Origin of the sequence: Streptomyces sp. NPDC050287 (assembly GCF_044459385.1) — a bacterium.
Classification (GTDB): Bacteria; Actinomycetota; Actinomycetes; order Streptomycetales; family Streptomycetaceae; genus Streptomyces.
In genome coordinates this window covers 144,184-169,441 of the sequence record NZ_JBITIY010000011.1, presented here as the reverse complement: position 1 = coordinate 169,441, position 25,258 = coordinate 144,184, and the positions used below count along the sequence as shown (strand labels likewise).

21 protein-coding genes and 1 pseudogene are annotated in these 25,258 nt (G+C 71.9%); 13 read left to right on the top strand and 9 right to left on the bottom strand.

Going from position 1 to position 25,258, the window contains the following annotated elements; translation table 11 throughout:
- Nucleotides 1-5 precede the first annotated feature (5 nt).
- Nucleotides 6-755 (bottom strand): GntR family transcriptional regulator, encoded by a 750-nt coding sequence (locus ACIBK3_RS33445; RefSeq protein ID WP_399371204.1) that lies wholly within the window; start codon nt 753-755, stop codon nt 6-8.
- Between the two features lie 27 nt (nt 756-782).
- Nucleotides 783-2,117 carry a homogentisate 1,2-dioxygenase gene (hmgA, locus tag ACIBK3_RS33440; RefSeq protein WP_399371203.1) on the bottom strand — a complete coding sequence of 445 codons (1,335 nt, stop codon included), beginning with the start codon at nt 2,115-2,117 and terminating at the stop codon, nt 783-785.
- A 171-nt stretch (nt 2,118-2,288) separates the two neighbouring features.
- Here hmgA and ACIBK3_RS33435 point away from each other — a divergent pair, with 171 nt between their 5' ends.
- The 8 genes from ACIBK3_RS33435 (at nt 2,289) to ACIBK3_RS33400 (ending at nt 13,227) form a co-directional block, all read left to right on the top strand.
- The gene (locus tag ACIBK3_RS33435) at nt 2,289-2,891 is read left to right on the top strand and encodes a hypothetical protein (RefSeq protein ID WP_399371202.1); all 603 of its coding nucleotides are present in this window, start codon (nt 2,289-2,291) and stop codon (nt 2,889-2,891) included.
- A complete protein-coding gene (locus ACIBK3_RS33430; RefSeq protein WP_399371201.1) occupies nt 2,888-3,505 on the top strand; it encodes a TetR family transcriptional regulator in 618 nt (205 codons plus the stop codon). The genes ACIBK3_RS33435 and ACIBK3_RS33430 overlap by 4 nt, the downstream gene beginning before the upstream one ends.
- A 164-nt stretch (nt 3,506-3,669) precedes the next feature.
- Nucleotides 3,670-5,913 (top strand): molybdopterin oxidoreductase family protein, encoded by a 2,244-nt coding sequence (locus tag ACIBK3_RS33425; RefSeq protein WP_399371200.1) that lies wholly within the window; start codon nt 3,670-3,672, stop codon nt 5,911-5,913.
- Between the two features lie 167 nt (nt 5,914-6,080).
- The gene (locus ACIBK3_RS33420; RefSeq protein ID WP_399371199.1) at nt 6,081-7,496 is read left to right on the top strand and encodes a CitMHS family transporter; all 1,416 of its coding nucleotides are present in this window, start codon (nt 6,081-6,083) and stop codon (nt 7,494-7,496) included.
- Nucleotides 7,497-7,550: 54 nt separating this feature from the next.
- Nucleotides 7,551-8,789: an MFS transporter gene (locus ACIBK3_RS33415; protein WP_399371198.1), complete on the top strand. Its 1,239-nt coding sequence runs from the start codon at nt 7,551-7,553 to the stop codon at nt 8,787-8,789.
- A gap of 471 nt (nt 8,790-9,260) precedes the next feature.
- Complete coding sequence (locus tag ACIBK3_RS33410) at nt 9,261-10,601, top strand: ABC transporter ATP-binding protein (RefSeq protein WP_399371197.1); 1,341 nt, start codon at nt 9,261-9,263, stop codon at nt 10,599-10,601.
- Between the two features lie 146 nt (nt 10,602-10,747).
- Nucleotides 10,748-12,136 carry an aldehyde dehydrogenase family protein gene (locus ACIBK3_RS33405; RefSeq protein ID WP_399371196.1) on the top strand — a complete coding sequence of 463 codons (1,389 nt, stop codon included), beginning with the start codon at nt 10,748-10,750 and terminating at the stop codon, nt 12,134-12,136.
- A gap of 11 nt (nt 12,137-12,147) precedes the next feature.
- A complete protein-coding gene (locus tag ACIBK3_RS33400; RefSeq protein ID WP_399371195.1) occupies nt 12,148-13,227 on the top strand; it encodes a Zn-dependent alcohol dehydrogenase in 1,080 nt (359 codons plus the stop codon).
- Nucleotides 13,228-13,564: 337 nt separating this feature from the next.
- On the opposite strand, the gene ACIBK3_RS33395 is transcribed toward ACIBK3_RS33400, so the two are convergent.
- From ACIBK3_RS33395 to ACIBK3_RS33385, 3 genes are all read right to left on the bottom strand, one after another.
- Nucleotides 13,565-14,572 carry a DMT family transporter gene (locus tag ACIBK3_RS33395; protein ID WP_399371194.1) on the bottom strand — a complete coding sequence of 336 codons (1,008 nt, stop codon included), beginning with the start codon at nt 14,570-14,572 and terminating at the stop codon, nt 13,565-13,567.
- A gap of 67 nt (nt 14,573-14,639) precedes the next feature.
- Entirely contained in the window at nt 14,640-15,353 is a 714-nt protein-coding gene (locus ACIBK3_RS33390; RefSeq protein WP_399371192.1) for an ArsR/SmtB family transcription factor, read from the bottom strand.
- 47 nt (nt 15,354-15,400) lie between these two features.
- Nucleotides 15,401-16,042 (bottom strand): TetR/AcrR family transcriptional regulator, encoded by a 642-nt coding sequence (locus ACIBK3_RS33385; RefSeq protein WP_399371190.1) that lies wholly within the window; start codon nt 16,040-16,042, stop codon nt 15,401-15,403.
- A gap of 77 nt (nt 16,043-16,119) precedes the next feature.
- Here ACIBK3_RS33385 and ACIBK3_RS33380 point away from each other — a divergent pair, with 77 nt between their 5' ends.
- The 3 genes from ACIBK3_RS33380 to ACIBK3_RS33370 all read left to right on the top strand — a co-directional run bounded on the left by ACIBK3_RS33380 (nt 16,120) and on the right by ACIBK3_RS33370 (nt 18,321).
- Entirely contained in the window at nt 16,120-17,307 is a 1,188-nt protein-coding gene (locus ACIBK3_RS33380; protein WP_399371189.1) for an acyl-CoA dehydrogenase family protein, read from the top strand.
- 73 nt (nt 17,308-17,380) lie between these two features.
- On the top strand, nt 17,381-17,626 hold the full coding sequence (locus ACIBK3_RS33375) for a YiaA/YiaB family inner membrane protein (protein WP_030676617.1): 246 nt from the start codon (nt 17,381-17,383) through the stop codon (nt 17,624-17,626).
- A 71-nt stretch (nt 17,627-17,697) separates the two neighbouring features.
- The gene (locus tag ACIBK3_RS33370) at nt 17,698-18,321 is read left to right on the top strand and encodes a TetR/AcrR family transcriptional regulator (protein WP_399371188.1); all 624 of its coding nucleotides are present in this window, start codon (nt 17,698-17,700) and stop codon (nt 18,319-18,321) included.
- A 12-nt stretch (nt 18,322-18,333) separates the two neighbouring features.
- Here the strand turns inward: ACIBK3_RS33370 and ACIBK3_RS33365 are convergent, their stop codons facing one another.
- Nucleotides 18,334-18,795 carry a MaoC family dehydratase gene (locus ACIBK3_RS33365; RefSeq protein ID WP_399371186.1) on the bottom strand — a complete coding sequence of 154 codons (462 nt, stop codon included), beginning with the start codon at nt 18,793-18,795 and terminating at the stop codon, nt 18,334-18,336.
- 118 nt (nt 18,796-18,913) lie between these two features.
- Between ACIBK3_RS33365 and soxR the strand changes: the two genes are divergently transcribed.
- On the top strand, nt 18,914-19,417 hold the full coding sequence (soxR, locus tag ACIBK3_RS33360; protein WP_399371184.1) for a redox-sensitive transcriptional activator SoxR: 504 nt from the start codon (nt 18,914-18,916) through the stop codon (nt 19,415-19,417).
- A gap of 204 nt (nt 19,418-19,621) precedes the next feature.
- Here soxR and ACIBK3_RS33355 read toward each other — a convergent pair.
- Together ACIBK3_RS33355 and ACIBK3_RS33350 are read right to left on the bottom strand one after the other, a co-directional pair.
- A pseudogene (locus ACIBK3_RS33355) lies at nt 19,622-20,001 on the bottom strand (hypothetical protein); the annotation flags it as partial.
- A 90-nt stretch (nt 20,002-20,091) separates the two neighbouring features.
- Complete coding sequence (locus ACIBK3_RS33350; protein ID WP_399371183.1) at nt 20,092-20,694, bottom strand: hypothetical protein; 603 nt, start codon at nt 20,692-20,694, stop codon at nt 20,092-20,094.
- Nucleotides 20,695-20,982: 288 nt separating this feature from the next.
- On the opposite strand from ACIBK3_RS33350, the gene ACIBK3_RS33345 reads away from it, so the two are divergent.
- A complete protein-coding gene (locus tag ACIBK3_RS33345) occupies nt 20,983-23,796 on the top strand; it encodes a penicillin acylase family protein (RefSeq protein ID WP_399371181.1) in 2,814 nt (937 codons plus the stop codon).
- A gap of 18 nt (nt 23,797-23,814) precedes the next feature.
- On the opposite strand, the gene ACIBK3_RS33340 is transcribed toward ACIBK3_RS33345, so the two are convergent.
- Nucleotides 23,815-25,158, bottom strand: a complete 1,344-nt coding sequence (locus tag ACIBK3_RS33340; protein WP_399371180.1) for a serine-threonine protein kinase — start codon at nt 25,156-25,158, stop codon at nt 23,815-23,817.
- Nucleotides 25,159-25,258: the final 100 nt, after the last annotated feature.

Genomic DNA, 25,258 nt, shown 5'->3' with positions numbered 1-25,258 from the left:
CGTGTCTAGGTCGCGTCGAGGGTGACCGTGAACGAGAAGCGGTCGCCCCGGTAGTGGATGACGGCCACGTCCAAGGGGCGCCCGGCGGTGTCGTAGGTGACGCCCGTGTAGTGCAGGATCGGGCTGAGCAGCGGGACGTGGAGGAGGCGGGCCGTCTCCGGGTCGGCGAGGCGGGCCTGAACCGTGTCCGTGATGCGGCTGATGTCCGCCCCGACGACATCCCGCAGCACCTTGGTCATCGGCCAGCGGGTCAGGTCGTCGAGGTCGATGCGGGCGGCGAGTTCGGGGCGGACGTAGTTGCGGGCGTGGTTGGTCGGCTCGCCGGTCTTCTCCTCGGAGCGCAGGCGGTGGTACGTCGACACCTCGGCCAGGTCCGGGAAGTACTCGGCGACTTCGGCCGGCACGGACGTCCTGCCGTGGTCCAGCAGCCGCGTCGCCATGCCGGACTGCTGGGCCACGATCGCGTCCACCGAGCCCAGCAGCCGCACCGGAGAGCCCCTGCGGACGTCCGGCTCGATGAAGGTGCCGCGGCGCCGGTGGCGGGTGATCAGGCCCTCGGTCTCCAACTCCTTCAGCGCCTGCCGCATGGTCAGCACGCTCACCCCGTAGTGCCCGGCGAGCTGCTCCTCGGTCGGCAGCCGCAACGGGTCCTGGGGCGAGCGGCCGAGTATCGAGGCGCGCAGCGACTGCGACACCTGGTACCAGAGCGGCAGCTTGCGGTTCAGGACGATCGAGTCCGGGGCGAAGGAGGTCACGGGGCTATCCGTACCGGTCGTATGCGATCAGTGCAACGGGCGGAAGTGGCGTTCCAGGCCCTGCCACACGTCGTCGTAGTGCTGCTGCAGGTGTTCCGCGCGGGCCGCCTGCCGGGTCAGCGTCAGCGGCCACCGGGTCTCGAACATGAACGCCAGTCCGTCGTCCACCTTCTGCGGTCGCAGCTCGGCGGCGCTCGCCCGGTCGAACGTCTCCCGGTCCGGCCCGTGCGCCGACATCATGGGGTGCAGCGAGCCGCCGCCGGGCACGAATCCCCCCTCTCCGGCCGCCTTCGCGTCGTACGCGCCCTCGATCAGGCCCATGTACTCGCTCATCACGTTCCGGTGGAAGTACGGCGGCCGGAAGGTGTCCTCGCCCACCAGCCACCGCGGCGCGAAGACGACGAAGTCGACGCCGGCCAGTCCCGGGGTGTCGGACGGGGACGTCAGCACCGTGAAGATCGACGGGTCCGGGTGGTCGTACGAGATGGTGCCGAGCACATTGAAACGGCGCAGGTCATAGACGTACGGCACAAGGTTGCCGTGCCAGGCGACCACGTCGAGCGGTGAGTGGTCGTACGTCGCCGCCCATAGGTTGCCGCAGAACTTGTTGACCACTTCCACCGGGCCCGCCGTGTTGTCGTCGTCCTCGTACGCCGCGACCGGCGCCCGGAAGTCACGGGCGTTGGCCAGTCCGTTGGCGCCGATGGGTCCGAGGTCGGGGAGGCGGAAGGAGGCGCCGTAGTTCTCGCACACATAGCCGCGGGCCGAGGCATCCAGCAGCTCCACACGGAAGCGCACCCCACGCGGGATCAGCGCGATATGTGCCGGCTCCACATGCAGCAGCCCGAACTCGGTGTGCAGCAGCAGCCCGCCGCGCTCCGGCACGATCAGCAGCTCCCCGTCGGCGTCGCTGAAGACCCGGTCCATCGAGGCGTTGGCGTGGTAGAGGTGCACGGCCATGCCGGTGCGCTGGGTGGCGTCGCCGTTGCCGCCGACCGTCCACAGCCCGGCGAGGAAGTCGGTCCCCGGCGCGGGTTCGGGCAGCGGGTCCCAGCGCAGCCGGTTCGGGTCGGGCACCGTCTCGGTGAAGGGGGCGGTGCGGATCGAGCCGTTCTCCGTGCGGGTGAACGCCGGGTGCGCGGCCGAGGGGCGGATCCGGTACAGCCACGAGCGCCGGTTGTGCGCCCGGGGCTCGGTGAAGGCCGTACCGCTGAGCTGCTCCGCGTACAGCCCGAGGGGGGCGCGCTGGGGCGAGTTCCGGCCTTCGGGCAGTGCTCCCGGAACGGCCTGAGAGCTGTGCTCGTTGCCGAAACCGGTGAGGTAGGTCAGCCCCTCCGCGGTCTTCCGCAGGTCCCCGCTCATGATCGCTCCCTCGGCGTTTGATTCCTATGTACCACCGTAGGATTGTGGTTTCCCGGGCGCAAGGGGGCCGCCGGGGGCCGCCCGGCCTCCTCACGAAGGACGACCGCCGACGGCCGGAACCAGCCTCCAGGGGGATACGAGGTGTCGGACTCGTGTTCTACGCTCCCCGGCATGTCGTGGACGCGGAGACTTCTCACCGCGCTCGCGGTCTGTGTCCTGCTGCTGACCGGATCCGCGGGCTGCGGCTCGGGCAGTGCGCAGGGGAACGGAAGGAACGGGGACTCGCCCTCGCCGGTGGGCAAGGTCCTCGACGACACGGACAAGCAGGGGCGCCATTACCGCGAGGTGGACAAGAAGCGCGCGCCCGACGTCGGCATCGAGGTGCAGCCCGCCGAGGACGACAACGGCTGGAACATCCGGCTGACCCTCCGCCGCTTCCGCTTCTCGCCCGCCGGCACCGAAGGGGAGGCGGTGGCCGGCCGCGGTGTCGCCCGGCTCTTCGTGAACGGGCACCCCGTCGCGGCCCTGCGCACCCCCGAGTACCGCCTCTCGGCCCGTTACGTCCCGCACGGCACCCGCCACCTCACCGCGCGCCTGTACGCCGACGACGGCACGGTCTGGGCCGTCGACGGCGAACCCGTCGAGAGCACCGCGGACATCACGGCCTCCGGCCCGGCGCCCACCGGGACCTCGGGCGACGCGCTGAGCGCGCCCGGCACTCCCGTTCGTACTGAGGGGCGAGCTTCCCCGGACCGCGGCGGAAAGGCATCATGAAGCCCGTGCCCCAAGCGACATCGCTGCGCCGTGCGCCCGTGCAACGGCGCAGCGCCGAACGGCTGACCAGGATCCTCGACGCCTGCGCCGATCTGCTCGACGAAGTCGGCTACGACGCCCTGAGCACCCGGGCCGTCGCCCTGCGCGCCGGGGTCCCCATCGGCTCGGTCTACCGCTTCTTCGGCAACAAGCGCGCGATGGCCGACGCGCTCGCCCAGCGCAACCTGGAGCGCTGGACCGAGCGGGTCACCGAGCGCCTCAAGGGGACCGGCGAGGGGGGCTGGCGGGCGGCGATGGACGCCGTCCTCGACGAGTACCTCGCCATGAAGCGCACCGCGCCCGGCTTCTCGCTCGTCGACTTCGGCAACCAGATCCCGGTCGGCGCCCGCTACGCCGAGCCCAACCACCGCGTCGCCGACCGCCTCACCGACCTGCTCTCCGGCTACCTCGACCGCGAGCCGGACGAGGACCTGCGGCGCGTTTTCCTCGTCGCCGTGGAAACCGCGGACACCCTCGTCCACCTGGCCTTCCGGGTCGCACCGGAGGGCGACGAGAGGATCATCGCGGAGACCCGGGAGATCCTGCGGGCGTATCTGGCACGGGTACTGGACTGAGAGCGGCCCGCAGGCAGGCCTCATGCCGCCCCGTCTGCAGGTCCGGGGCGCCCGCGTGGAAGCCCCATGCTGCCCGCCCGCAGGCCTCGCCAGCATGCATACCGGTCGGTATGCTCGGCCCCGAGTTCGTGCGTCACCGCTGCCGCCGCCCACCGGGAGGACCCGTGTCCCGCACCGCCCTGCGTATCTGCCCCCTGTGCGAGGCCACCTGCGGCCTCACCCTCACCGTCGAGGGGACCCGGGTGACCGGCGCCCGCGGTGACCGGGACGACGTGTTCAGCCAGGGATTCATCTGCCCGAAGGGTGCCTCCTTCGGGGCCGTCGACGGTGACCCGGACCGCTTGCGCACCCCGCTCGTCCGCAGGGACGGCGAGCTGCGGGAGGCCACCTGGGAGGAGGCGTTCGACGCGGTCGCCACCGGGATCCGGCTGGTCGTCGAGCGGTACGGCCCGAACTCCGTCGGCGTCGTCCTCGGCAACCCCAACGTGCACACCATGGCGGGCGCCCTCTACCCGCCCGTGCTCCTGGCCGGGCTCGGCACCCGCAGCATCTTCACCGCGTCCACGCTCGACCAGATGCCCAAGCACGTCTCCAGCGGCCTGCTGTACGGCGACGCCAACGCGATCCCCGTGCCCGACCTCGACCACACCGACCATCTCCTCCTCATCGGCGCCAACCCCCTGGAGTCCAACGGGAGTCTGTGCACCGCCCCCGACTTCCCCGGCAAGCTCAAGGCGCTCAAGGCCCGCGGCGGCACCCTCACGGTCATCGACCCGCGCCGCACCCGCACCGCCCAGCTCGCCGACCGGCACATCGCGATCCGGCCCGGCACCGACGCCCTGCTGCTCGCCGCGATGGCGTACGTCCTCTTCGAGGAAGGCCTCGTGCGACTCGGCGAGTTGACACCGCACGTGCAGGGAGTCGACGAACTCCGGGACGCCGTACGGGACTTCACGCCCGAGGCGGTGACCGGCGCCTGTGACGTCGACGCGGCGACCATCCGTACCCTCGCCCGTGAACTCGCCGCCGCCCCCACTGCCGCCGTCTACGGCCGCATCGGCAGCTGCACGGTCCCGCACGGAACCCTGGCCAGCTGGCTCGTGGACGTCCTCGCCATCCTCACCGGCAACCTCGACCGGCCCGGCGGCGCCCTGTTCCCGCAGGCCGCCACCGACAGGACACCCCGGCCGGCCGGACCCGGCCGCGGGTTCGCGCTCGGGCGCTGGCACTCACGGGTCGGCCGACACCCCGAGGCCAAGGGGGAGTTGCCGCTCTCCGCACTCGCCGAGGAGATCGACACCGCGACCGACGAGGGTGAGCCGGTCCGGGCGCTGATCGCGGTCGCCGCGAACCCCGTCCTGTCCGCACCCGACGGTGACCGGCTCGACAAGGCGCTCGGCTCGCTCGACTTCATGGTCAGCGTCGACCCGTACCTCAACGAGACCTCGCGCCACGCCCACGTGGTGCTGCCGCCGCCCCCGCCCTCCCAGAGCCCGCACCACGACTTCGCCTTCAACACCCTCGCGGTCCGCAACCAGGTCCGCTACACCCGCCCCGCCGTCCCGCTGGAACCGGGCCGGATGGCGGAGACCGAGATCCTGGCCCGCCTCACCCTGGCCGTCACCGGCATGCACGGCGCCGACCCGTCCGCCGTCGACGACCTGGTCATCGGCCAGACCCTCGGCAAGGCGGTCGGGGAACAGCACTCCCCGGTCCACGGCCGCGACCCGAAGGACCTCGCCGCACAGCTCACCGGCGCGGGCGGCCCAGAGCGCCGGCTCGACATGATGCTGCGCCTGGGCCCCTACGGCGACGGCTTCGGCGTACGACCGGACGGGCTGAGCCTCACGAAGCTGCTGGCGCATCCGCACGGCATCGACCTCGGGCCGCTGCGGTCCCGTCTGCCGCAGCCCCTGAAGACCCGCAGCGGGAAGGTCGAGCTGCTGCCGCAGCCGATCGCCGACGACCTGCCCCGGCTCCGGCGGGCCCTGGCGGAACGGCCCGACGGGCTCGTCCTCGTCGGCCGCCGCCACCTGCGCTCCAACAACAGCTGGATGCACAACGTGCCCGCGCTCACCGGCGGTTCCAACCGCTGCACCCTGCACATCCACCCCGAGGACGCCGAGCGGCTCGGGGTCCGGGACGGGGCGGCCGTACGCGTCAAGGGCGCCGGGGGAGAGGTGACCGCCCCCGCCGAGGTCACCGACGGGGTGCGCCCGGGAGTGGTGAGCCTGCCGCACGGCTGGGGCCACGACCGTCCCGGCACCCGGCTCAGCCACGCCTCCGCCGACCCCGGCGTCAACGTCAACCAACTCCTCGACGGCAGCCTGCTCGACCCCCTGTCGGGCAACGCGGTCCTCAACGGCGTACCCGTGGAAGTGGTCGCGGAAGTGACCGCGACGGCGTGAAGCGGGGCCGAAAACGCACCCCCTGTGAGCAGCGCAAAGCCGTGACCAGCAGTTTTGCGCTTATTGCTCGCATGTCAACGTCTTGTTAACGCCGCTTGACGGGACCTAACGTCAACGCACCGCCGTCCCTGGTGGGATGTTCAAGGGCGAACGTTAGGTATCCACTCATGCTGACCATCCTCGGCTTCGCCATGATCGCGACCTTCCTGGTCCTGATCATGCTGAAGAAGATGTCGCCGATCGCGGCGCTCGTACTGATCCCCGCACTGTTCTGTGTGTTCGTCGGGAAGGGCGCCAAGCTCGGTGACTACGTCATCGACGGCGTCACCAGCCTCGCCCCCACCGCGGCGATGCTCATGTTCGCGATCGTCTACTTCGGCGTGATGATCGACGTCGGACTCTTCGACCCGATCGTCCGGGGGATCCTCAAGTTCTGCAAAGCCGACCCGATGCGGATCGTCGTCGGCACCGCCGTCCTCGCCGCGATCGTCTCGCTCGACGGCGACGGCTCGACCACCTTCATGATCACGGTCTCGGCGATGTACCCGCTGTACAAGCGCCTGAAGATGAGCCTGGTCGTGATGACCGGGGTCGCCGCGATGGCCAACGGCGTGATGAACACCCTGCCGTGGGGCGGCCCGACCGCCCGCGCCGCCACCGCGCTGAAGCTGGACGCCAGCGACATCTTCGTCCCGATGATCCCGGCCCTCGGCGTCGGTCTGCTGGGCGTCTTCGCCCTCGCGTACGTCCTCGGTGTGCGCGAGCGCCGGCGGCTCGGCGTGCTGACGCTGGACGAGGCGCTGGTGGAGGAGAAGGAGTCCGAGACGGTCCTCGTGGGCGCCGGTTCCGGCACTGGTACCACCGGCAAGGGCAAGGGCGCTGTCCCCACCGGCGGTTCCGGCGCGGACGCACCCGCCGAGGACGACGAGCCCGACAAGGCCATGCAGGTCCTGGACCCGCACCGGCCCACCCTGCGCCCCAAGCTGTACTGGTTCAACGCCCTGCTCACGGTGGTCCTGCTCACCGCCATGATCATGGAGTACCTGCCGATCCCGGTGCTGTTCCTGCTCGGCGCCGCGCTCGCGCTCACCGTGAACTTCCCGCACATGCCCGACCAGAAGGCCCGCCTCGGCGCCCACGCCGAGAACGTTCTCAACGTCGCCGGCATGGTCTTCGCCGCCGCCGTCTTCACCGGAGTCCTGCAGGGCACCGGCATGGTGGACCACATGGCCAAGTGGGTCGTCGGCAACATCCCCGAGGGGATGGGCCCGCACATGGCGCTCGTGACCGGCGTCCTGAGCATCCCGTTCACGTACTTCATGTCCAACGACGGCTTCTACTTCGGCATCCTGCCGGTCCTCGCCGAGGCGGGCCAGGCGCACGGTGTCTCGTCCCTGGAGATCGCCCGCGCCTCGCTGATCGGCCAGCCGCTGCACATGTCGAGCCCCCTCGTCCCGGCCGTCTACGTCCTCGTCGGCATGGCCAAGGTCGAGTTCGGCGACCACACCCGGTTCGTGGTCAAGTGGGCTGCCCTCACCTCCCTCGTGGTACTCGGCGCGGGCATCCTGTTCGGCATCATCTGAGTCAACCGATCAGTCGCCCGAGTCATCTGATCTCACTCGTCGGAGGTCGTCCTCATGGAGCCCGGTGGGAACCGCGGCTGGCTGCTCCGTCTCGTCATCGCCTTCAGCTTCGCGCAGGGGGCGGTGTCGATGGCCCGGCCCGCCGTCTCCTACCGGGCTCTCGCGCTGGGCGCCGACGAGCGGGCGATCGGGGTCATCGCGGGCGTCTACGCCCTGCTCCCCCTCTTCGCGGCCGTACCGCTGGGGCGGCGCACCGACCACGGGCGCTGCGCACCCCTGCTGCCGGTCGGCGTCGTCCTCATCGCCGGCGGCTGCGCACTGAGCGGTCTCGCCGACTCCCTCCGGGTGATGGCCGTCTGGAGCGGGGTGATGGGCCTCGGCCACCTCTGCTTCGTGATCGGCGCCCAGTCGCTGGTCGCCCGCCAGTCCGCGCCGCACGAACAGGACCGCAACTTCGGCCACTTCACCATCGGCGCCTCGCTCGGCCAACTGGTCGGCCCGATCGCCGCGGGTGCGCTGATCGGCGGCCGGGACATGGCGGGCACCAGCGCGCTCGCCCTCGTCGTGGCGGGCGCGGGGGCCGCGGTCGCGTTCACGTCGCTGTGGCGCATCGAGGACCGTACGGCCCTCACGTCCCGTACCGCACCGGGCGACCGCGTCCCCGTCCAGCGCATCCTGCGCGCCCGGGGCGTGCCCGCGGGCATCCTCATCAGCCTGTCCGTGCTGTCCGCCACCGACATCCTCACCGCCTACCTTCCGGTGGTCGGCGAGCACCGGGGGATCGCCCCGTCCGTGGTCGGCGTACTGCTCAGTCTGCGCGCCGCGGCCACGATCGCCTGCCGTCTGGTGCTGACGCCGCTGCTGCGGCTGCTGGGCCGGGCCCTGCTGCTCACCGTGACCTGCCTGTCGGCGGCCGTGCTGTGCGCCGGCATCGCGCTGCCGGTGCCCGTGTGGGCGCTGGCGCTCATGCTGGTCGCCCTCGGGTTCTGCCTGGGCGTCGGACAGCCGTTGTCCATGACGACGGTCGTCCAGGCGGCGCCCGACGACGCCCGCTCCACCGCCCTCGCCCTCCGCCTCACCGGCAACCGCCTCGGCCAGGTCGCCGCACCGGCCGCGGCAGGCCTGGTGGCCGGCGTCGCGGGCGTGGCGGCACCGTTCGTGATGCTCGGCGGCTTGCTGCTGCTGTCCTCGGGGGTCGCGCTGCGTTCGCCGGGCCGGACGGGCGGGGAACCGGCGCCGCGGACCACGCCCCGCGGAGCGGGCTTCGCACTGAACCGGAAGAGGGATGTCTGACCGAAGCCCCCGGTACCCGCCCCGGTACCCGGGCCGGTGCTCCCGTCGCCGCCCATCCCGGCGCTCCCCCCGCGCCCACTCTGGTGCTCGCCCCGGCGCTCCCGTCGCCGCCCACCCCGGCGCTCCCACCGCTGCCGCGCTTCCACCACCGCCCGTTCCGCGCCGCAGCCCCGCGCAACCCCCCTCAGGGCCGCCCCCGCCTCCCCGCCGCCAGGCGGCGGGGAGGCGGGGCGTCGACGTCTTCCCCCACCTCACCGAGACCCAGGAACCCGACCGGGCCCGCCCAAACCCACTGAATCCGCCCGTCCGTTTTCTCACCTGCCGGACCGGCGCGTCCCGATTCCGCCAAGTGTCTTCCCCTGGAAGCACACAATCCGTTAGCTTCCGTGACCCATACGCCCGTACACTCCGCACGTGGCGTCCCACCGCCGAGCACCTGCGTTCGCTCAGTGAGCCCCCGGGGGCACTGCCATGACACGCGCCATCTCTCTGTATGACGTGAGCAAGACCTACACGCGAGGCGTCCGCGTGGTGGACCGGCTGTCGCTGGACATCGCACCCGGCGAGTTCCTCGTCCTGCTCGGCCCCTCCGGCTGCGGCAAGTCCACCCTGCTCAGGATGATCGCCGGCCTGGAGGAGATCACCGAGGGACAGCTGCGGCTCGACGGCGAGTACGCCAACGACCTGCTCCCCTCCGAGCGGGACATGGCGATGGTGTTCCAGAACTTCGCCCTCTACCCGAACATGACGAGCCGAGGCAACATCGGCTTCCCGTTGCGCATCGAGGCCCCCGGGGAGGACCCCGGCCCCCGCGTGGACGCCACCGCCCGCATGCTGGGCATCGAGGACCTCCTCGACCGTTTCCCCGCGCAGCTGTCCGGCGGGGAACGCCAGCGCGTCGCCATGGGCCGGGCGATCGCCCGCCACCCCTCCGCCTTCCTGATGGACGAACCGCTCTCCAACCTCGACGCCAAGCTCCGCAATCACCTGCGGGCCGAGATCGCCGCCCTCACCCGCGCGTTGGGCGTCACCACGGTGTACGTAACCCACGACCAGGCCGAGGCCATGTCGCTCGGTGACCGGGTCGCCGTCATGCGCGGCGGTGTCCTGCAGCAGCTGGACACCCCGCGCATGGTGTACGCGCTGCCGCGCAACGTCTTCGTCGCCGCCTTCATCGGCACCCCCCGGATCAACCTCCTGCGCGGCCTGGTCCGGGCCCCGCTGGACGGCGCGATGACCATCAGCCTCGGCAAGCAGTACCTGCGGCTGCCCGAACCCCTCTCCCTCGACCACCAGTTGCTCCGCGTCCAGCAGGGACGTGAGGTCATCGTGGGCCTGCGTTCGGAGGCGATACGCCTGGCCAAGCCGTCCGCCGCCCGCCCCGGCGAGGTCGCGATCACCGGTCTGGTGGAACACGTGGAGTTCCAGGGCCACGAGGTGCTCGTCCACTTCAACACCGGCTCCAGTCCCGCCCTCGTACCGGATCTGGAGGACCCGCACCCCGCCGCCCGCCAGGCCCGGCGCCGCCGGCGTGAGGCCGGCTCGGTCCTGGACCGCTTCCGGGAGCGCGCGGGCGCCCTGCGCGCCGGTCCGGTGGTGGTCCTGGACGACCCGGCGGACTCCGAGCCCGAGTTGCCGCGCCAGGAGGCCCGGCTCCCCGGCGACCTCGTCGTCCGCACCACACCCGACATCGACCTCCGCCGCGGCATGCAGGTTCCCCTCCTCGTCGACATCGCCCACCTGTTCGTCTTCGACCAGCACGGCGAGCGCATCTGCCCGGCCCCGGCGCGGCTGCCGGACCTGGGTGAGTAGACGTACCTCGCGACGCCCCCCGTCGGGTCCGCGGTCCAGGACGTCCCGGAGATCACTGGCGCCGGAAAACTAACACCGCTAGTTTGTGGTGTGGCCGCTAGTTTGTGACGTGGACGACGACACCGCCCCGCCCGGGAGGACGCACGATGAAGGCACACGACGGCATGTACATCGACGGTGCGTGGCGGTCCGCCGCGGGCCGGGACACCATCGACGTCGTGAGCCCGGTCGACGAGCAGGTCATCGGCCGGGTCCCGGCCGGCACCGCCGAGGACGTCGACGCCGCCGTACGGGCCGCCCGTGCCGCCCTCCCGGCCTGGGCCGCGACCGCCCCCGCCGAACGGGCCGCGCGGCTCGCCGCTCTGAGGGACGTGCTGGCGGCCCGCAAGGACGAGATCGCCGAGACGGTCACCGCCGAGCTGGGCTCGCCCCTGAAGTTCTCGCAGAACGTCCACGCGGGCACGCCGATCGCGGTCGCGGGCTCCTACGCCGAGCTCGCGGCCACCCACCCCTTCGAGGAGAAGGTCGGCAACTCGATCGTCCACCAGGAACCGATCGGCGTGGTCGGCGCGATCACGCCCTGGAACTACCCCCTCCACCAGATCGTCGCCAAGGTCGCCCCGGCGCTCGCGGCGGGCTGCACGGTGGTGCTGAAGCCCGCCGAGGACACCCCGCTCGTCGCCCAGCTCTTCGCCGAGGCGGTCGACGAAGCGGGGATCCCGGCGGGCGTCTTCAACCTGGTCACCGGCCTCGGCCCGGTCGCCGGGCAGGCCCTCGCCGAGCATCCGGGCGTCGACCTGGTCTCCTTCACCGGCTCCACCGCCGTCGGCCGGCGGATCGGCGCGACGGCGGGCGCGGCCGTCAAGAAGGTCGCCCTGGAGCTGGGCGGCAAGTCCGCCAACGTCATCCTGCCGAGCGCCGACCTCGCCCGGGCGGTCAACGTCGGCGTCGCCAACGTCATGTCCAACTCCGGCCAGACCTGCAGCGCCTGGACGCGGATGCTCGTCCACCGCGACCAGTACGAGGAGGCGGTCGAACTGGCCGCCACGGCTGCCGCGAAGTACGGCGAGCGCATCGGCCCGGTCGTCAACGCCACACAACGGGCGCGGGTGCGGGGTTACATCGAGAAGGGCGTGGCCGAGGGTGCCCGGCTGGTTGCCGGAGGACCCGAATCCCCGCGCGAGCCGGGCTATTTCGTCAGCCCCACCGTCTTCGCCGACGTCACCGAGGAGATGACCATCGCCCAGGAGGAGATCTTCGGCCCGGTCCTGTCGATCCTGCGCTACGAGGACGAGGAGGACGCCCTGCGCATCGCCAACGGCACCGTCTACGGCCTCGCGGGCGCCGTCTGGGCCGGCGACGAGGCCGAGGCGGTCGCCTTCGCCCGCCGGATGGACACCGGGCAGGTCGACATCAACGGCGGCCGCTTCAACCCGCTGGCCCCCTTCGGGGGTTACAAGCAGTCGGGTGTGGGCCGCGAACTCGGCGCGCACGGCCTCGCCGAGTACCTCCAGACCAAGTCCCTGCAGTTCTGAGGAGCGTTCCCGTGGTTCGTGCCGCCGTCCTTCCCGCCGTGGGCGCTCCGCTGGAGATCGCCGAGATCGACCTGCCCGACCCCGGCCCCGGCCAGGTGCGCGTCCGGCTCGCCGCCGCCGGGGTCTGCCACTCCGACCTGTCCCTGTCCGACGGCACCATGCGCGTCCCCGTTCCCGCCGTCCTCGGCCACGAGGGCGCGGGCACCGTCGTAGCCGTCGGCGAGGGGGTCACGGGCGTGGCGCCCGGCGCCCTGGTCGTCCTCAACTGGGCCCCGGCCTGCGGCAGTTGCCACGCCTGTTCACTCGGCGAGGTCTGGCTGTGCGCCAACGCGCTGAACGGCGCCGCCGACGTCTACGCCCGTACGGCCGACGGCACCGACCTCCACCCCGGCCTGAACGTCGCCGCGTTCGCCGAGGAGACGGTGGTGTCCGCGGGCTGCGTCCTGCCCCTGCCCGAGGGCGTGCCCCTCACCGACGCGGCCCTCCTCGGCTGCGCGGTCCTCACCGGCTACGGCGCCGTCCACCACTCGGCCCGGGTCCGCCCCGGCGAGACGGTCGCGGTGTACGGCGTCGGGGGAGTGGGTCTCGCGGCGCTCCAGGCGGCCCGTATCGCGGGCGCCTCCAGGATCGTCGCCGTCGATGTCTCCCCGGCGAAGGAGGAGCTGGCGCGCGCCGCCGGAGCCACCGACTACCTGGTCGCCTCCGACACCACCGCCCGGGAGATCCGCGCCCTCACCGGCAAGCAGGGCGTCGACGTGGCCGTCGAGTGCGTGGGCCGCGCGAGCACCATCCGCACGGCCTGGGACTCCACCCGCCGCGGCGGCCGTACGACGGTCGTCGGCATCGGCGGCAAGGACCAGCAGGTCACCTTCAACGCCCTGGAGATCTTCCACTGGGGCCGCACCCTCGCGGGCTGCGTCTACGGCAACGCGGACCCGGCCGCCGATCTGCCGCTGCTCGCCGAACACGTCCGGGAGGGCCGCCTGGACCTGGGCGCGCTGGTCACGGAACGGATCGCCCTGGAGGGCATCCCGGCGGCCTTCGAGAACATGCTGGCGGGCAAGGGCGGACGGGCGCTGGTGGTGTTCTGAGAGGTGTCCGGGGCCTCACGGGCGGGCTCCACGGCAGGTGCCGGACACCGGACGCCTCGGGGGCTCTGCGTTCGGGTTCCGGCGCCCTGGGGCTCTGGTACCCCTGGCGGCCCTGGTTGCCCCGTCGCTTCCGTCGCTTCGGGGGACGCTGTGGCCGAATCCCGGTCGGCGTGGTGGGCGGGATGGCCGGTGGTCCCTGGGTCCCGTTGTCCGGCCCGGAGGATGTGACACTTGCGCGGCGAGTGCCACATCCCTGCGGCCGACCAGCCGGCCGCAGCGGATTCGCCGACTGCGTCCCTCGGGGGCTCGGGGGCTCGGCACCTCCGGCCCGAGGGTGTCACGCCGAATCCGCGGCCTTCTCAGGTCGCGGTCGGGGCTCCGCCTCCGGTGCCGGTGCCGGTGCCCGCCCCGCCCGCCGCCGGGACCGCGACACCGCGACCCCCGCCAGGCACAGCGCCCCGCCCGCCAGCGTGAGCGGTCCCGGCACCTCGCCCAGCGCCAGCCACGACATCAGCACGACCAGCGCGGGCACCGCGTACGTGGTCGCGCCCATCCGGCCGGCGGTCGTCCGGGCCAGGGCGTACGCCCACGTCGTGAAGGCCAGCGCGGTCGGGAAGATGCCGAGGTAGACCATGTTGAGGGTGGCCGAGGCCGGCGCGTCGGCGGCCTCGCGGACCAGCTGCCCGGCGAACGGCAGGCACACCACCGCCCCGACCAGACACCCGAACGTCGTCACCTGCAGCGCGCTCGCCCGGCCCAGCGCAGGCTTCTGCGCCACGACACCGCCCGCGTACCCGACGGCGGCCAGCAGGCACAGCACCACCCCCAGCACGGAGGACCCGCCGCCACCGGACATCGACAGTCCGACGGTCACCGCTCCCGCGAAGGACACCGCCATCCCCGCCAGCAGCCGCGGCGGCATGGCGTCCCCCAGCAGCCGCGCCCCGAGCAGCGCGATGAGGATCGGCCCGATGTTCACGACCAGGGCCGCCGTCCCGGCATCCACCTGCTGCTCGCCCCAGTTCAGGGCGACCATGTAGAAGCCGAACCACAGCACCCCGGATATCGCGATCCCGCGCCACGCCGACCGCGGCGGCCACCCCTCCCGCCGTACGAGACAGATCACCCCGAGGGCCAGCGCCCCCGCCAGCAGCCGCCCGAGCGCCAGCGCGCCCGGCGAGTACGCGGCACCCGCGCTGCGGATCGAGACGAAGGCGGAGGCCCACAGCACGACGGTGACCGTGGCGGCACCGGCGGCGAGCAGCTCCGTACGACGGGAGGCGTCCCTACGACGCGGGACATCCGTACGGCGTGGGACGTCCGTACGACGGGAGGCGTTCATCATGCTCCTGAGGCTAGGGAGGAAGTCGTGGGAGGGCTCGCGGATTTCGGACGGGGGCTGTCGGCGCCCCTCAGCGCAGTGCGCGGGTCTCGATGCCGAGCAGTTCGGCCAGCGCGCGTTCACCGGCCGCCGTCACCTTCACCGCCCGTTCGGAGCCGATGCGTACGCACCAGCCCGTGTCCAGGGCGTGCCGGCACAGGGCGGCACCCGCGACGCCCGCGAGATGGGGGCGGCGTTCGGTCCAGTCGAGGCAGGCCCGGGCCAGCGGACGGCGGCCGGTGCGGTCGAGGGGGATTCCGGTGGAGTCGAACCAGCCGAGCCCCGCGTCGGTCAGCGCGAACCCGGTGTCCTGCCGCAGCAGCCCGCGCCCGGTCAGCGCGTCGGTCACCGCGATGCCGAGCCGCCCGGCGAGGTGGTCGTAGCAGGTGCGGCCCCGGGCCATGGCCGCCCCGGCGCTCGACGCGCGCAGACCCCGTGGCCGTACGACGTCGCCGTCCGGGCTCGTCTGCGCCGCCAGGTCCTCCACCAGTTGCGCGACCCGGGCCCCGGCCAGCCGGACGTACCGGTGCCGCCCCTGCCGTTCCTCGGTGAGGAGACCGCCCGCGACGAGCTTGCCCAGGTGTTCGCTCAGGGTCGACGCGGCGACACCCGCGTGCCGTGCCAGTTCACCGGCGGTCCACGCCCGCCCGTCGAGCAGCGCGAGCAGACACGCGGCCCGCGTCTCGTCGGCGACGAGAGCGGCGAGCCGGGCCAGTTCCGCCGCCCGTGGGTCCTTGGTGGTCATGCCTTCCAGCATGGAACACGAACACTTCGGCACTCACCGAAGTGTCCTCACGCGGTCCGCCCGACCTGCTCGTACTGCTGCGCCAGACCGTCCAGCAGCGCGGTCAGCCCCGTCTCGAAGGCCCGCTCGTCGATCTTCTCCTGCTGCTCCGCGAGGAGATGCGCCTGCCCGAGGTGCGGGTAGTCGGCGGGGTCGTACGCGCTCGCGTCGTCCACGAAGCCGCCGGCGAAGGAGCCGAGCGCGGAGCCCATGACGAAGTACCGCATCAGGGCGCCGATGGAGGTGGCCTGCGCCGGCGGCCAGCCCGCGCCGACCATCCCGCCGTAGACGGCGTCGGCGAGCCGCAGCCCCGCGGGCCGGCGGCCGGGACCGCGGGCCAGCACCGGGACGATGTTCGGATGGTCGCGCAGGGCCGCCCGGTAGGAGGTGGCCCAGTCCCGCAGCGCGGCGCGCCAGTCCCGGCCGTCCTCGAACATCGACAGGTCGACCTGCGCGCTCACCGAGTCGGCCACGGCCTCCAGGATCTCGTCCTTGGTGCGGAAGTGGTTGTAGAGCGAGGGCCCGCTGACCCCGAGCTCGGCGGCGAGCCGCCGGGTGGACACCGCGGCCAGGCCCTCCGCGTCCACGAGCAGGCGGGCCGTCTCGACGATCCGGTCGGTGCTCAGGAGGGGCTTGCGCGGTCGTGCCATGGCGCACATAGTAGGGCTGCGCAGCAGAAACTAGCAGTGCTAATTTAAAGGTACGGCCTTCAAGTGGGGTGTCTCGGGTGAACCTGGAACTCAGCGAGGAGCAGACCGCGGTCCGGCAGCTCGCGAAGGACTTCGTGGACCGGGAGATCACCCCCCACGTCATCGCCTGGGACCGCGCCGAGGAGGTCGACCGCTCGATCGTCAGGAAGCTCGGCGAGCTCGGCTTCCTGGGGCTGACGATCGACGAGGAGTACGGCGGCTCGGGCGGCGACCACCTCGCGTACTGCCTGGTGACGGAGGAACTGGGCCGCGGCGACTCGTCCGTGCGCGGCATCGTCTCCGTCTCGCTCGGCCTGGTCGCCAAGACGATCGCGGCCTGGGGCAGCGAGGAACAGAAGCGGCGCTGGCTGCCGGGCCTGACCTCCGGCGCGTACGTCGGCTGCTTCGGCCTCACCGAGCCCGGCACCGGATCGGACGCGGGCAACCTCTCCACCCGGGCGGTCCGCGACGACGGGGGCACCTCCCGCTCGAGCGGGGCCGGGAGCGGCGGAGACTACGTCCTCAACGGCACCAAGACGTTCATCACCAACGGCACCTGGGCCGATGTCGTCCTCCTGTTCGCCCGCTCCACCGACGCCCCCGGCCACAAGGGCGTCTCCGCCTTCCTCGTCCCGACCGACACCCCCGGCCTGACCCGCCGCACCATCCACGGCAAGCTCGGCCTGCGCGGCCAGGCGACGGCGGAACTGGTCCTTCAGGACGTCCGGGTCCCGGCCTCCGCGATGCTGGCTCCCGAGGGCAAGGGCTTCTCGGTCGCCATGTCGGCCCTCGCGAAGGGACGGATGTCGGTCGCCGCCGGCTGCGTCGGCATCGCCCAGGCGGCGCTGGACGCGGCCGTCCGGTACGCGGGCGAGCGCGAGCAGTTCGGGAAGACCATCGCCCACCACCAGCTCGTCCAGGAACTGATCAGCGACATCGCCGTCGACGTGGACGCGGCCCGCCTGCTGACCTGGCGGGTCGCCGACCTCGTCGACCGCGGCCTGCCCTTCGCCACCGAGTCGTCCAAGGCCAAGCTGTTCGCCTCGGAGGCGGCCGTCCGCGCCGCCAACAACGCCCTCCAGGTCTTCGGCGGCTACGGCTACATCGACGAGTACCCGGCGGGCAAACTGCTGCGCGACGCCCGCGTGATGACCCTCTACGAGGGCACCAGCCAGATCCAGAAGCTGGTCATAGGGCGGGCGCTGACGGGGGTCTCGGCGTTCTGAGGCGTGGTGCTGAGTACGGCACCTGAGTATCCGAGCGGATGTGGCACCGGCCCCGTCCGCCGATCCTTGCCCCATGAGTGACACATCGGGCAAGCAGCAGAACACGGCCGCCTTCTACGGGCAGGCCGTCGCCTCCTTCTCCGTGGCCATGGGCGCCACCGCCGTCGGCATCTTCAAGCTGAACGCCGACGCCTGGGTCCGCGCCTTCCTGGGCATCGCCGTCCTGTACCTGGTTACCTCCGCCTTCACCCTTTCCAAGGTGATCCGGGACCGGCAGGACGCGGCGACCTCGGCCTACCACCCCTTCGAAAAGCTCTGAGCGGGCACGCTAAGCGCCCGCTCACCTTCGGCGGTATGGTGGGGACCGTGCCAGTGGAGAGGGAGCGTGCGATGAGTACGGCGGAGGAGACGGCGGACGGCGAGCCGTCGGCGTGGGACGAGGTCACGCCCGACGCGGCCCGGCGGCTGCTCATCGCCGCGGTGGAGGCCTTCGCCGAGCGCGGCTACCACGCCACGACGACCCGGGACATCGCGGGCCGGGCCGGCATGAGCCCGGCCGCGCTCTACATCCACTACAAGACCAAGGAGGAACTCCTCCACCGCATCAGCAGGATCGGGAACGCGAAGGCCCTGGAGATCCTGCGCACTGCGTCCCGGGCCGAGGGCACCCCGACCGAGCGGCTCGCCGACGCGGTGAGCTCCTTCGTGCGCTGGCACGCGGGCGGTCGTACCATCGCGCGGGTCGTGCAGTACGAACTGGACTCCCTCGGCCCCGAAGCCCGCGCCGAGATCGTCGCGCTGCGCCGCCAGGTCAACGCCGAGATGCGCGGCATCATCGAGGACGGCGTGGCGACGGGCGAGTTCGACGTGCTCGACGTGCACGGCACCACTCTCGCCGTGCTCTCCCTCTGCGTCGACGTGGCCCGCTGGTTCAACGTCAACGGCCCGCGCACACCCGAGGAGGTCGGCGCGCTGTACGCCGACCTCGTGCTGCGGATGGCGGGCGCGAAGTAGCCCGCCGGTGCGTCAGAGGTAGTACCGCGACACGGACTCCGCGACGCACACCGGCTTGTCGCCGCCCTCGCGCTCCACGGTGAACGCGACGCTCACCTGGACGCCGCCCGGCACGTCGTCCACGCCGGTGATCGCGGCGGTCGCGCGCAGCCGGGAGCCGACCGGGACGGGGGAGGGGAAACGGACCTTGTTCGTCCCGTAGTTGACGCCCATCTTCACGCCCTCGACCTTGATCAGCTGCGGCCCGAAGAGGGGCAGCAGGGACAGGGTCAGATAGCCGTGCGCGATGGTGGTCCCGAACGGTCCGGAGGCGGCCCGCTCCGGATCGACATGGATCCACTGGTGATCACCGGTGGCCTCCGCGAACAGGTCGATCCGCTTCTGGTCGACCTCCAGCCAGTCGGTGTACCCCAACTGCTGACCCACCGCCGCCCTCAGGTCGTCGACGGACGTGAAGATCCTCGGCTCTGCCATGTCCCGGCCTCCCGCGTAGCGAAGTCTGCCGCTCAGTCTAAGCGACTGCTTAGCATGATCGGTGGCCGACCCCATGTCAACGGACCGGGGCGGCGCCGGGATGGGTAGGGTTCGAGGGATGCCTCAGATTCCCGAGAAGATCCATGAGCTCACGGTCGGCCAGCTCGCCGCGCGCAGCGGCGCCACCGTTTCCGCCCTGCACTTCTACGAGTCCAAGGGTCTGATCAGCAGCCGCCGCACCTCGGGCAACCAGCGCCGCTACTCCCGTGACGCGCTGCGCCGGGTCGCCTTCGTCCGCGCCGCGCAGCGCGTCGGCATCCCGCTCGCCACGATCCGCGAGGCCCTCGCCGAACTCCCCGAGGAACGCACGCCCACCCGCGAGGACTGGGCCCACCTCTCCGAGGCCTGGCGCTCCGAACTCGACGAACGCATCAGACAACTCAACCGCCTCCGCGACCACCTCACCGACTGCATCGGCTGCGGCTGCCTCTCCCTGGACACCTGCGTGCTCTCCAACCCGGACGACGTCTTCGGCGACCGTCTGACGGGTTCGAGGCTGATGGTGGAACAAGGCGGAGCCGGACGGCCCCGGCGAAGCCGGGAACCGGAGGACTCCCACTGAGGCGGGCCGACCGCGGCACCGCGCGGCGGGTGGCCGTGCCGTCGGGGGCGCTTTCCCGGCCCGAGTCGGCACCGACGGCACCCACTTCGTGTTTCCGGTGTCGCATCGCCTCGACCGGCCCGCCTTTCTCCCGGCCGGCCACTCGGTGCGGTCCCGCCGGGGGCACCGTCAGGGTCAGGGTCTTCGGTCGGCGGATTGCGTCCGTCACCGACTCGCGGACCCGTACTGGACCAGTGCCTCCGCCACCAACTGACCATTGGACAAGGCCCGTTGCCCGTCCGGCAGGAGCCGACGGCCCGCGGCGAGGCCGCTCACCCATTGCAACGCGTGTCCTCCAGGCCCATGCGGGTCGCCGGCCCCAGCCGGCCGGCCAGGCGCGGCACCGGCCACGCGCCGCCGTCCTCGCCGTGCGGCAGGACCGGTCGGCCGTGGGCGGAGCCCAGGTCCGCCCAGAGCGCACGCGCGGTCTCCTCGGCCGTGTCGGGGGCCGGATGCGTCACCTCCGACAGAACCCGCAGCACCTTCGGACCGAGCGGTGAGACGGCGAACCGCGCCGCGCCGTCGTGCCAGTGGCCACTGACGATGTATGCCGGCAAACAGGGGGGTACGGCATCCCCGGCGCACCCCCGCACGCACGGTTCCTCATGTCACTGCGGTCGGAGCGGCCGGCCCGGTCAGGCCGACACCAGCAGCCGTCCACGCCTGGCATCCGCCAGGGCCTCCGGCGACAGCACGGGCCGCGGTACGAGAATTCCGCAGTCCACGCAGACCGGACCCGTCGAGGGCTCGTGGTCCAGTTCGTACTTCCAGACGAGGCGCTCCCCGCCGCACACCGGGCACCCCGTCCCCGGCTCCCGCTCCAGCGCGGAGATGATCCGGCGCAGTACCTCCGCGAGCGGCTCATGGGGATGGACCCGGGGATCGTCGCACCAGGCGACTCCGAACCCGCCCCAGGTCAGCCGGTGCCAGTCGTCCACACTGCCCGGCCTGCGCAGCCCGTCGTGCTTCTCCTTCTTGCGTCGCTCGGCGAACTCCACCTCGTAGGTCAGCCAGACCGAACGCGCCTCCTCCAGCTCCTCCAGTGCGGCCACGAGCCGCGCCGGGTCGGGAGAGCGGTCCTCCGGGCCGAACCCGGCCCGGGAGCACAAGTGGTCCCAGGTCGCCCTGTGCCCGTAAGGAGCGAACCGCTCAAGGCACTTGCGGAGCGAGTAACGCCTGAGCGCCAGGTCGCACCGTGGATCGCGCACCTGTCTCGCCAGACTTCGGAAACCGGCCATCGTCCTGCACCTCCGTCACACCTGCACCTGTACTTCGGTCACTTCGGCGGCGTCGTCGAACGGACGTCGCCGAATAGACGTATCGACAGGCGATTCGGCTCCATCCGATTTCCGATGGGCCCCCATAAGGCGGCCGCGGTTGACCCTGGCGAGTCCGCCACCGTGGCTCGGAACGGCATCGCGGCGACCTCCAGGACTCCACGGCTCCAAAAAGTGACGCATGTTCATCTTCCATCCCGGGGATACCGGCGGTAACGTCCGGCAACACTCCCGTCGGTAGGAGCTCCCATGCCACGGCGCACCTCACGCACCGCCCTCGACAGACAGAGAACTCCCGGCAGGTTCCCCGGGTTCCTGAAGTCTGCTTCCGTATGCGTCCTGATTGCCGGTCTTTTGTCCCCGCTCACCCAGGCGGCGGCAGGTGAGGCGGCGGCTGTGCGGACCACGGCCGCCGCGCGGACCACGGCGGCCAACGACCACTGCGGTGGCCAGTGTTCCGACATCCTGCCGCCGGGCCAGAGCGGCAACGCCACCCTCGCGCAGATCCTGCTCAACCAGGCATTCGGCACCCAGCCCGACCACGCCGACGACCAGCTCGCCCCGTACGGCGACCTGGCCAAGGGCTACCCCACGCTCACCGACAGCACGATCAACACCTTCTTCAACGACGCGTCGTTCGGAGTCCCCGCCGATCAAGTCGCCTCCACGGTCAAGCCCGCCGGTCGCGGCGACGTGACGATCGTCCGCGACAAGAAGTCGGGTGTCCCGCACATCACCGGTACCACCAGATACGGCACGGAGTTCGGTGCCGGGTATGCGGCGGCTGAGGACCGGCTGTGGCTCATGGATGTCTTCCGCCACGTCGGACGAGGCCGGCTGACCTCCTTCGCGGGCGGCGCCCCGTCCAACCAGGGCCTGGAACAGGAGTTCTGGCGCAACGCCCCGTACTCCGAGGCCGATCTCCAGGCCCAGATCGACAACGCCGTCGCCTCGGCCGGTGACCGCGGCAAGCAGGCCCTCGCCGACGTCAACGCCTACGTCGCCGGCATCAACGCCTACATCGACGCCTCCGACAGCGGCCGTTACTTCCCCGGCGAGTACGTCCTGACCGGCCACAAGGACTCCGTCACCAACGCCGGCACGATCGACCACTTCAAGACCACCGACCTGGTGGCGCTGGCCTCCGTGATCGGCTCGCTCTTCGGCTCCGGGGGCGGCGGCGAGGTCAACAACGCGCTGTCGCTGCTCGCCGCCCAGCAGAAGTACGGCGTGACGGAGGGCACCAAGGTCTGGGAGTCCTTCCGTGAACGCAACGACCCCGAGGCGGTCCTGACCGTCCGGGACGGCAGCTTCCCGTACGCCTCCAAGCCCGCGGACGCCCAGGGCGAGGCCCTGCCCGACGCCGGCTCGGTGGCTCAGGAACAGCTGGTCTACGACCGTACGGGCAGCGCGGCCGGCTCGACCGCCGCCACCGCCTCCACCACGGCGGCGAAGACGGCCGTCACCTCCGCCAAACGCGGAATGTCCAACGCCCTCGTGGTGAGCGGCGACCACACCGCGAGCGGCAACCCGATCGCCGTCTTCGGCCCGCAGACCGGCTACTTCGCACCCCAGCTCCTGATGCTCCAGGAGATCCAGGGCCCCGGCCTCAGCGCCCGCGGCGCCTCCTTCGCGGGCCTGAGCATGTACGTCGAACTCGGCCGCGGCCAGGACTACGCGTGGAGCGCCACGACCTCCGGCCAGGACATCATCGACACCTACGCCGTCGAGCTGTGCCAGGACGACTACCACTACCTGTACCGCGGCACCTGCACGGCGATGGAGAAGATCGAGCAGAAGAACGCCTGGAAGCCCACCACCGCCGACGGCACCGCGGCCGGCTCCTACACGATGCGGGTGTGGCGCACCAAGTACGGCCCCGTCGAGTACCGCGCGACGGTCGGCGGCAAGAAGGTCGCCTACACCACCCTGCGCACGTCCTACCTCCACGAGGCCGACTCGATCATCGGCTTCCAGATGCTGAACGACCCCGACTACGTGAAGGGCCCGCAGGACTTCCAGTCGGCGGCGCAGCACATCAACTACACCTTCAACTGGTTCTACGCCGACTCCGAGCACACCGCGTACTACAACAGCGGCGACAACCCGGTGCGTGCGAGCGGTGTCGACGCCGAGTTCCCGGTGTGGGCGCAGCCGTCGTACGAATGGCGGAACTGGAACCCGACGACGAACACCGCCGACTACACCCCCGCCTCGGCCCACCCGAACTCGATCGACCAGGACTACTACATCTCCTGGAACAACAAGCAGGCCCGCGAATACACGACCGCGTCCTGGGGCGACGGCTCGGTGCACCGCGGCAACCTGCTCGACGACCGCGTGAAGAAGCTGGTCGCCGCGGGCGGGGTCACCCGGGCCGCACTCACCAAGGCGATGGCGGACGCGGCCCTGGCCGACCTGCGGGCCGAGGACGTGCTGCCGGATCTCCTCAAGGTGGTGGGCAGCTCCACCGTCACCGACGCGACGGCCGCCGCGGCGGTGAGCAAGCTCCAGGCCTGGGTGACGGCGGGCGCCAAGCGAACCGAGACGAAGGCCGGTTCGAAGACGTACGCCGACGCCGACGCGATCCGCGTCCTCGACGCGTGGTGGCCGCTGCTGGTGAAGGCCGAGTTCCAACCGGGCCTCGGCAGCGACCTGTACACCGCCTTCACCGCCAACCTGCCCGTCGACGAGGCCCCGTCGGCGGCGCACGGCCCGACCGGCTCGCACGCGGGCAGCTCCTTCCAGTACGGGTGGTGGAGCTATGTCGACAAGGACATCCGGGCGGTGCTCGGTGAGTCGGTCCAGGGGCCGCTCGCGCGGAAGTACTGCGGCGGCGGCAGCCTCAGCGCCTGCCGGGACGTCCTGATCAGCACCCTGAAGGAGGCGGCCGGCAGGACCGCGGCGCAGGTCTACCCCGGCGACGACCTGTGCGCGGCGGGCAACCAGTGGTGCGCCGACTCGATCGTCCAGCGCACCCTGGGCGGCATCAAGCACTCCAACATCAGCTGGCAGAACCGGCCGACGTTCCAGCAGGTGGTGGAGTTCACGTCGCACCGGTGAGCCACGCGTGGCGGCGGGTCAGCGAATGCGGCCCGCCGCCACCACCAGCTGGGCCAGTTCCCGGTGGCAGATGTCGCTGTGAGCTCCGGCGGGCGGCCCGCCGCGCCTGACGACCTCGGCCGCGTCCACGTTCACACAGCCCGTCGCGGGCAGCTCCGTCCGGAGCGCCTGAGCCAACCGCAACGACTCGGTGCCCGGTACCGCCTGCACCCCGTCGTGCCCCATCGCGCCCCACCTGGAGCCCAGCACCGACCCGACGTCGAAGCCCTGGACCGGGCCGGGCACGTCGATCCCGACCGTCCGGTCGTCGTCCGCCATCCGCGACGCCAGGGGGTACATCGTGGCGAGCGCCGAGTCGTGCCGGGAGTAGCAGCACACCACGGGACCGTCCACCCGGTTGTGCTGCCCCTGCAGCACGCCTCCCGCGCGCGGGTCGTGCGGCAGCCGGGCCGCGAACGCGTAGTGCGAGAAGGCCCCTTGGAGCAGGGTCAGCGACTTCACCGTGCGCACACCCGACGGCAGCCCCCGCAGCGCGAACGACACCAGCCGCGCCCCGAAGCTGTGCCCGACGAGATGCACCCGTACGTCCGGGGCCGCCGCGGCCAACTGACCGATCACCTGCCCGAGTCCACGCTCCCCTACGGCCCCCGCGCGCCGTTTCATGGCGTAGTACGTCGCCTGCCGCAGCAACTCGTGCGCCCCGTCCCACGGGTTGGGAATCGAGAACTCCGCCACCGGCCCACCCGGCGACTCGAGCCCCGCCAGCGCCCGCGCGTACTCCTCGCAGAGCTCGGGCACGGGCCCCGAGAACATCGCGGGTTCACCCTGCGGCACCCCCTCCACCAGCGTGTCCGCCGCGAACAGCGTCTGTGGCCCCGCCGGCACCACCTCCACCAGCATCCGCACCAGCCGCCCGAACTCCTCCAAGTCGGCCTCCGCGCGCGGCTGCTGGTCCAGCAGCCGCGCGATCCGGTCGATCACGGTCGCCCGCCCGGGAAAGGTCTCCAGCAGCGCGTGCCGGGTGTCCTTGTCCAGCGCCGGACGCGGCGGCATCTCGGCGGCCACCGCCCGTGGGAAGTCCGGGATCGGCTCGTCCGAGAACCGCATCGACGGCCACACCACACCGGCGTACCCGAGCCGGGCCGCCGGGGCGAGCCCGGGGACAGGCGCGAAGAAGTCGCTGTAGAGCCGCGTCGCGCCGGAGCGGTCGTTGTTCCAGCCGTGCGCGAAGACGACAAGATCCCGGACGCCGCGCTCCTCGACCCCGGCGAGCAGCCGGTCCCGCCCGCGCCCGTCCGGGTCCCCGTCCGCGTCGAACGTGAGCTCCCAGTACGGTGTCACGCTCATTGCCGGACCAGCCATGACCGGCCTCCTCGTCCCCCGGGTGTGTGCGATGTGCGCGCATCGTCCCGCTACCGGGCCGCGTTGGCCATACGCCACGACTCATCACGACTCATCCGGG

Excerpts from the sequence above, each read along its gene's own strand:
- hmgA (WP_399371203.1), bottom strand. The coding sequence starts at position 2,117 with ATGAGCGGGGACCTGCGGAAGACCGCGGAGGGGCTGACCTACCTCACC.
- ACIBK3_RS33435 (WP_399371202.1), top strand. The coding sequence starts at position 2,289 with ATGTCGTGGACGCGGAGACTTCTCACCGCGCTCGCGGTCTGTGTCCTG.
- ACIBK3_RS33430 (WP_399371201.1), top strand. The coding sequence starts at position 2,888 with ATGAAGCCCGTGCCCCAAGCGACATCGCTGCGCCGTGCGCCCGTGCAA.
- ACIBK3_RS33420 (WP_399371199.1), top strand. The coding sequence starts at position 6,081 with ATGCTGACCATCCTCGGCTTCGCCATGATCGCGACCTTCCTGGTCCTG.
- ACIBK3_RS33415 (WP_399371198.1), top strand. The coding sequence starts at position 7,551 with ATGGAGCCCGGTGGGAACCGCGGCTGGCTGCTCCGTCTCGTCATCGCC.
- ACIBK3_RS33410 (WP_399371197.1), top strand. The coding sequence starts at position 9,261 with ATGACACGCGCCATCTCTCTGTATGACGTGAGCAAGACCTACACGCGA.
- ACIBK3_RS33405 (WP_399371196.1), top strand. The coding sequence starts at position 10,748 with ATGAAGGCACACGACGGCATGTACATCGACGGTGCGTGGCGGTCCGCC.
- ACIBK3_RS33395 (WP_399371194.1), bottom strand. The coding sequence starts at position 14,572 with ATGATGAACGCCTCCCGTCGTACGGACGTCCCACGCCGTACGGATGTC.
- ACIBK3_RS33390 (WP_399371192.1), bottom strand. The coding sequence starts at position 15,353 with ATGACCACCAAGGACCCACGGGCGGCGGAACTGGCCCGGCTCGCCGCT.
- ACIBK3_RS33385 (WP_399371190.1), bottom strand. The coding sequence starts at position 16,042 with ATGGCACGACCGCGCAAGCCCCTCCTGAGCACCGACCGGATCGTCGAG.
- ACIBK3_RS33375 (WP_030676617.1), top strand. The coding sequence starts at position 17,381 with ATGAGTGACACATCGGGCAAGCAGCAGAACACGGCCGCCTTCTACGGG.
- ACIBK3_RS33370 (WP_399371188.1), top strand. The coding sequence starts at position 17,698 with ATGAGTACGGCGGAGGAGACGGCGGACGGCGAGCCGTCGGCGTGGGAC.
- ACIBK3_RS33365 (WP_399371186.1), bottom strand. The coding sequence starts at position 18,795 with ATGGCAGAGCCGAGGATCTTCACGTCCGTCGACGACCTGAGGGCGGCG.
- soxR (WP_399371184.1), top strand. The coding sequence starts at position 18,914 with ATGCCTCAGATTCCCGAGAAGATCCATGAGCTCACGGTCGGCCAGCTC.
- ACIBK3_RS33350 (WP_399371183.1), bottom strand. The coding sequence starts at position 20,694 with ATGGCCGGTTTCCGAAGTCTGGCGAGACAGGTGCGCGATCCACGGTGC.
- ACIBK3_RS33345 (WP_399371181.1), top strand. The coding sequence starts at position 20,983 with ATGCCACGGCGCACCTCACGCACCGCCCTCGACAGACAGAGAACTCCC.
- ACIBK3_RS33340 (WP_399371180.1), bottom strand. The coding sequence starts at position 25,158 with ATGGCTGGTCCGGCAATGAGCGTGACACCGTACTGGGAGCTCACGTTC.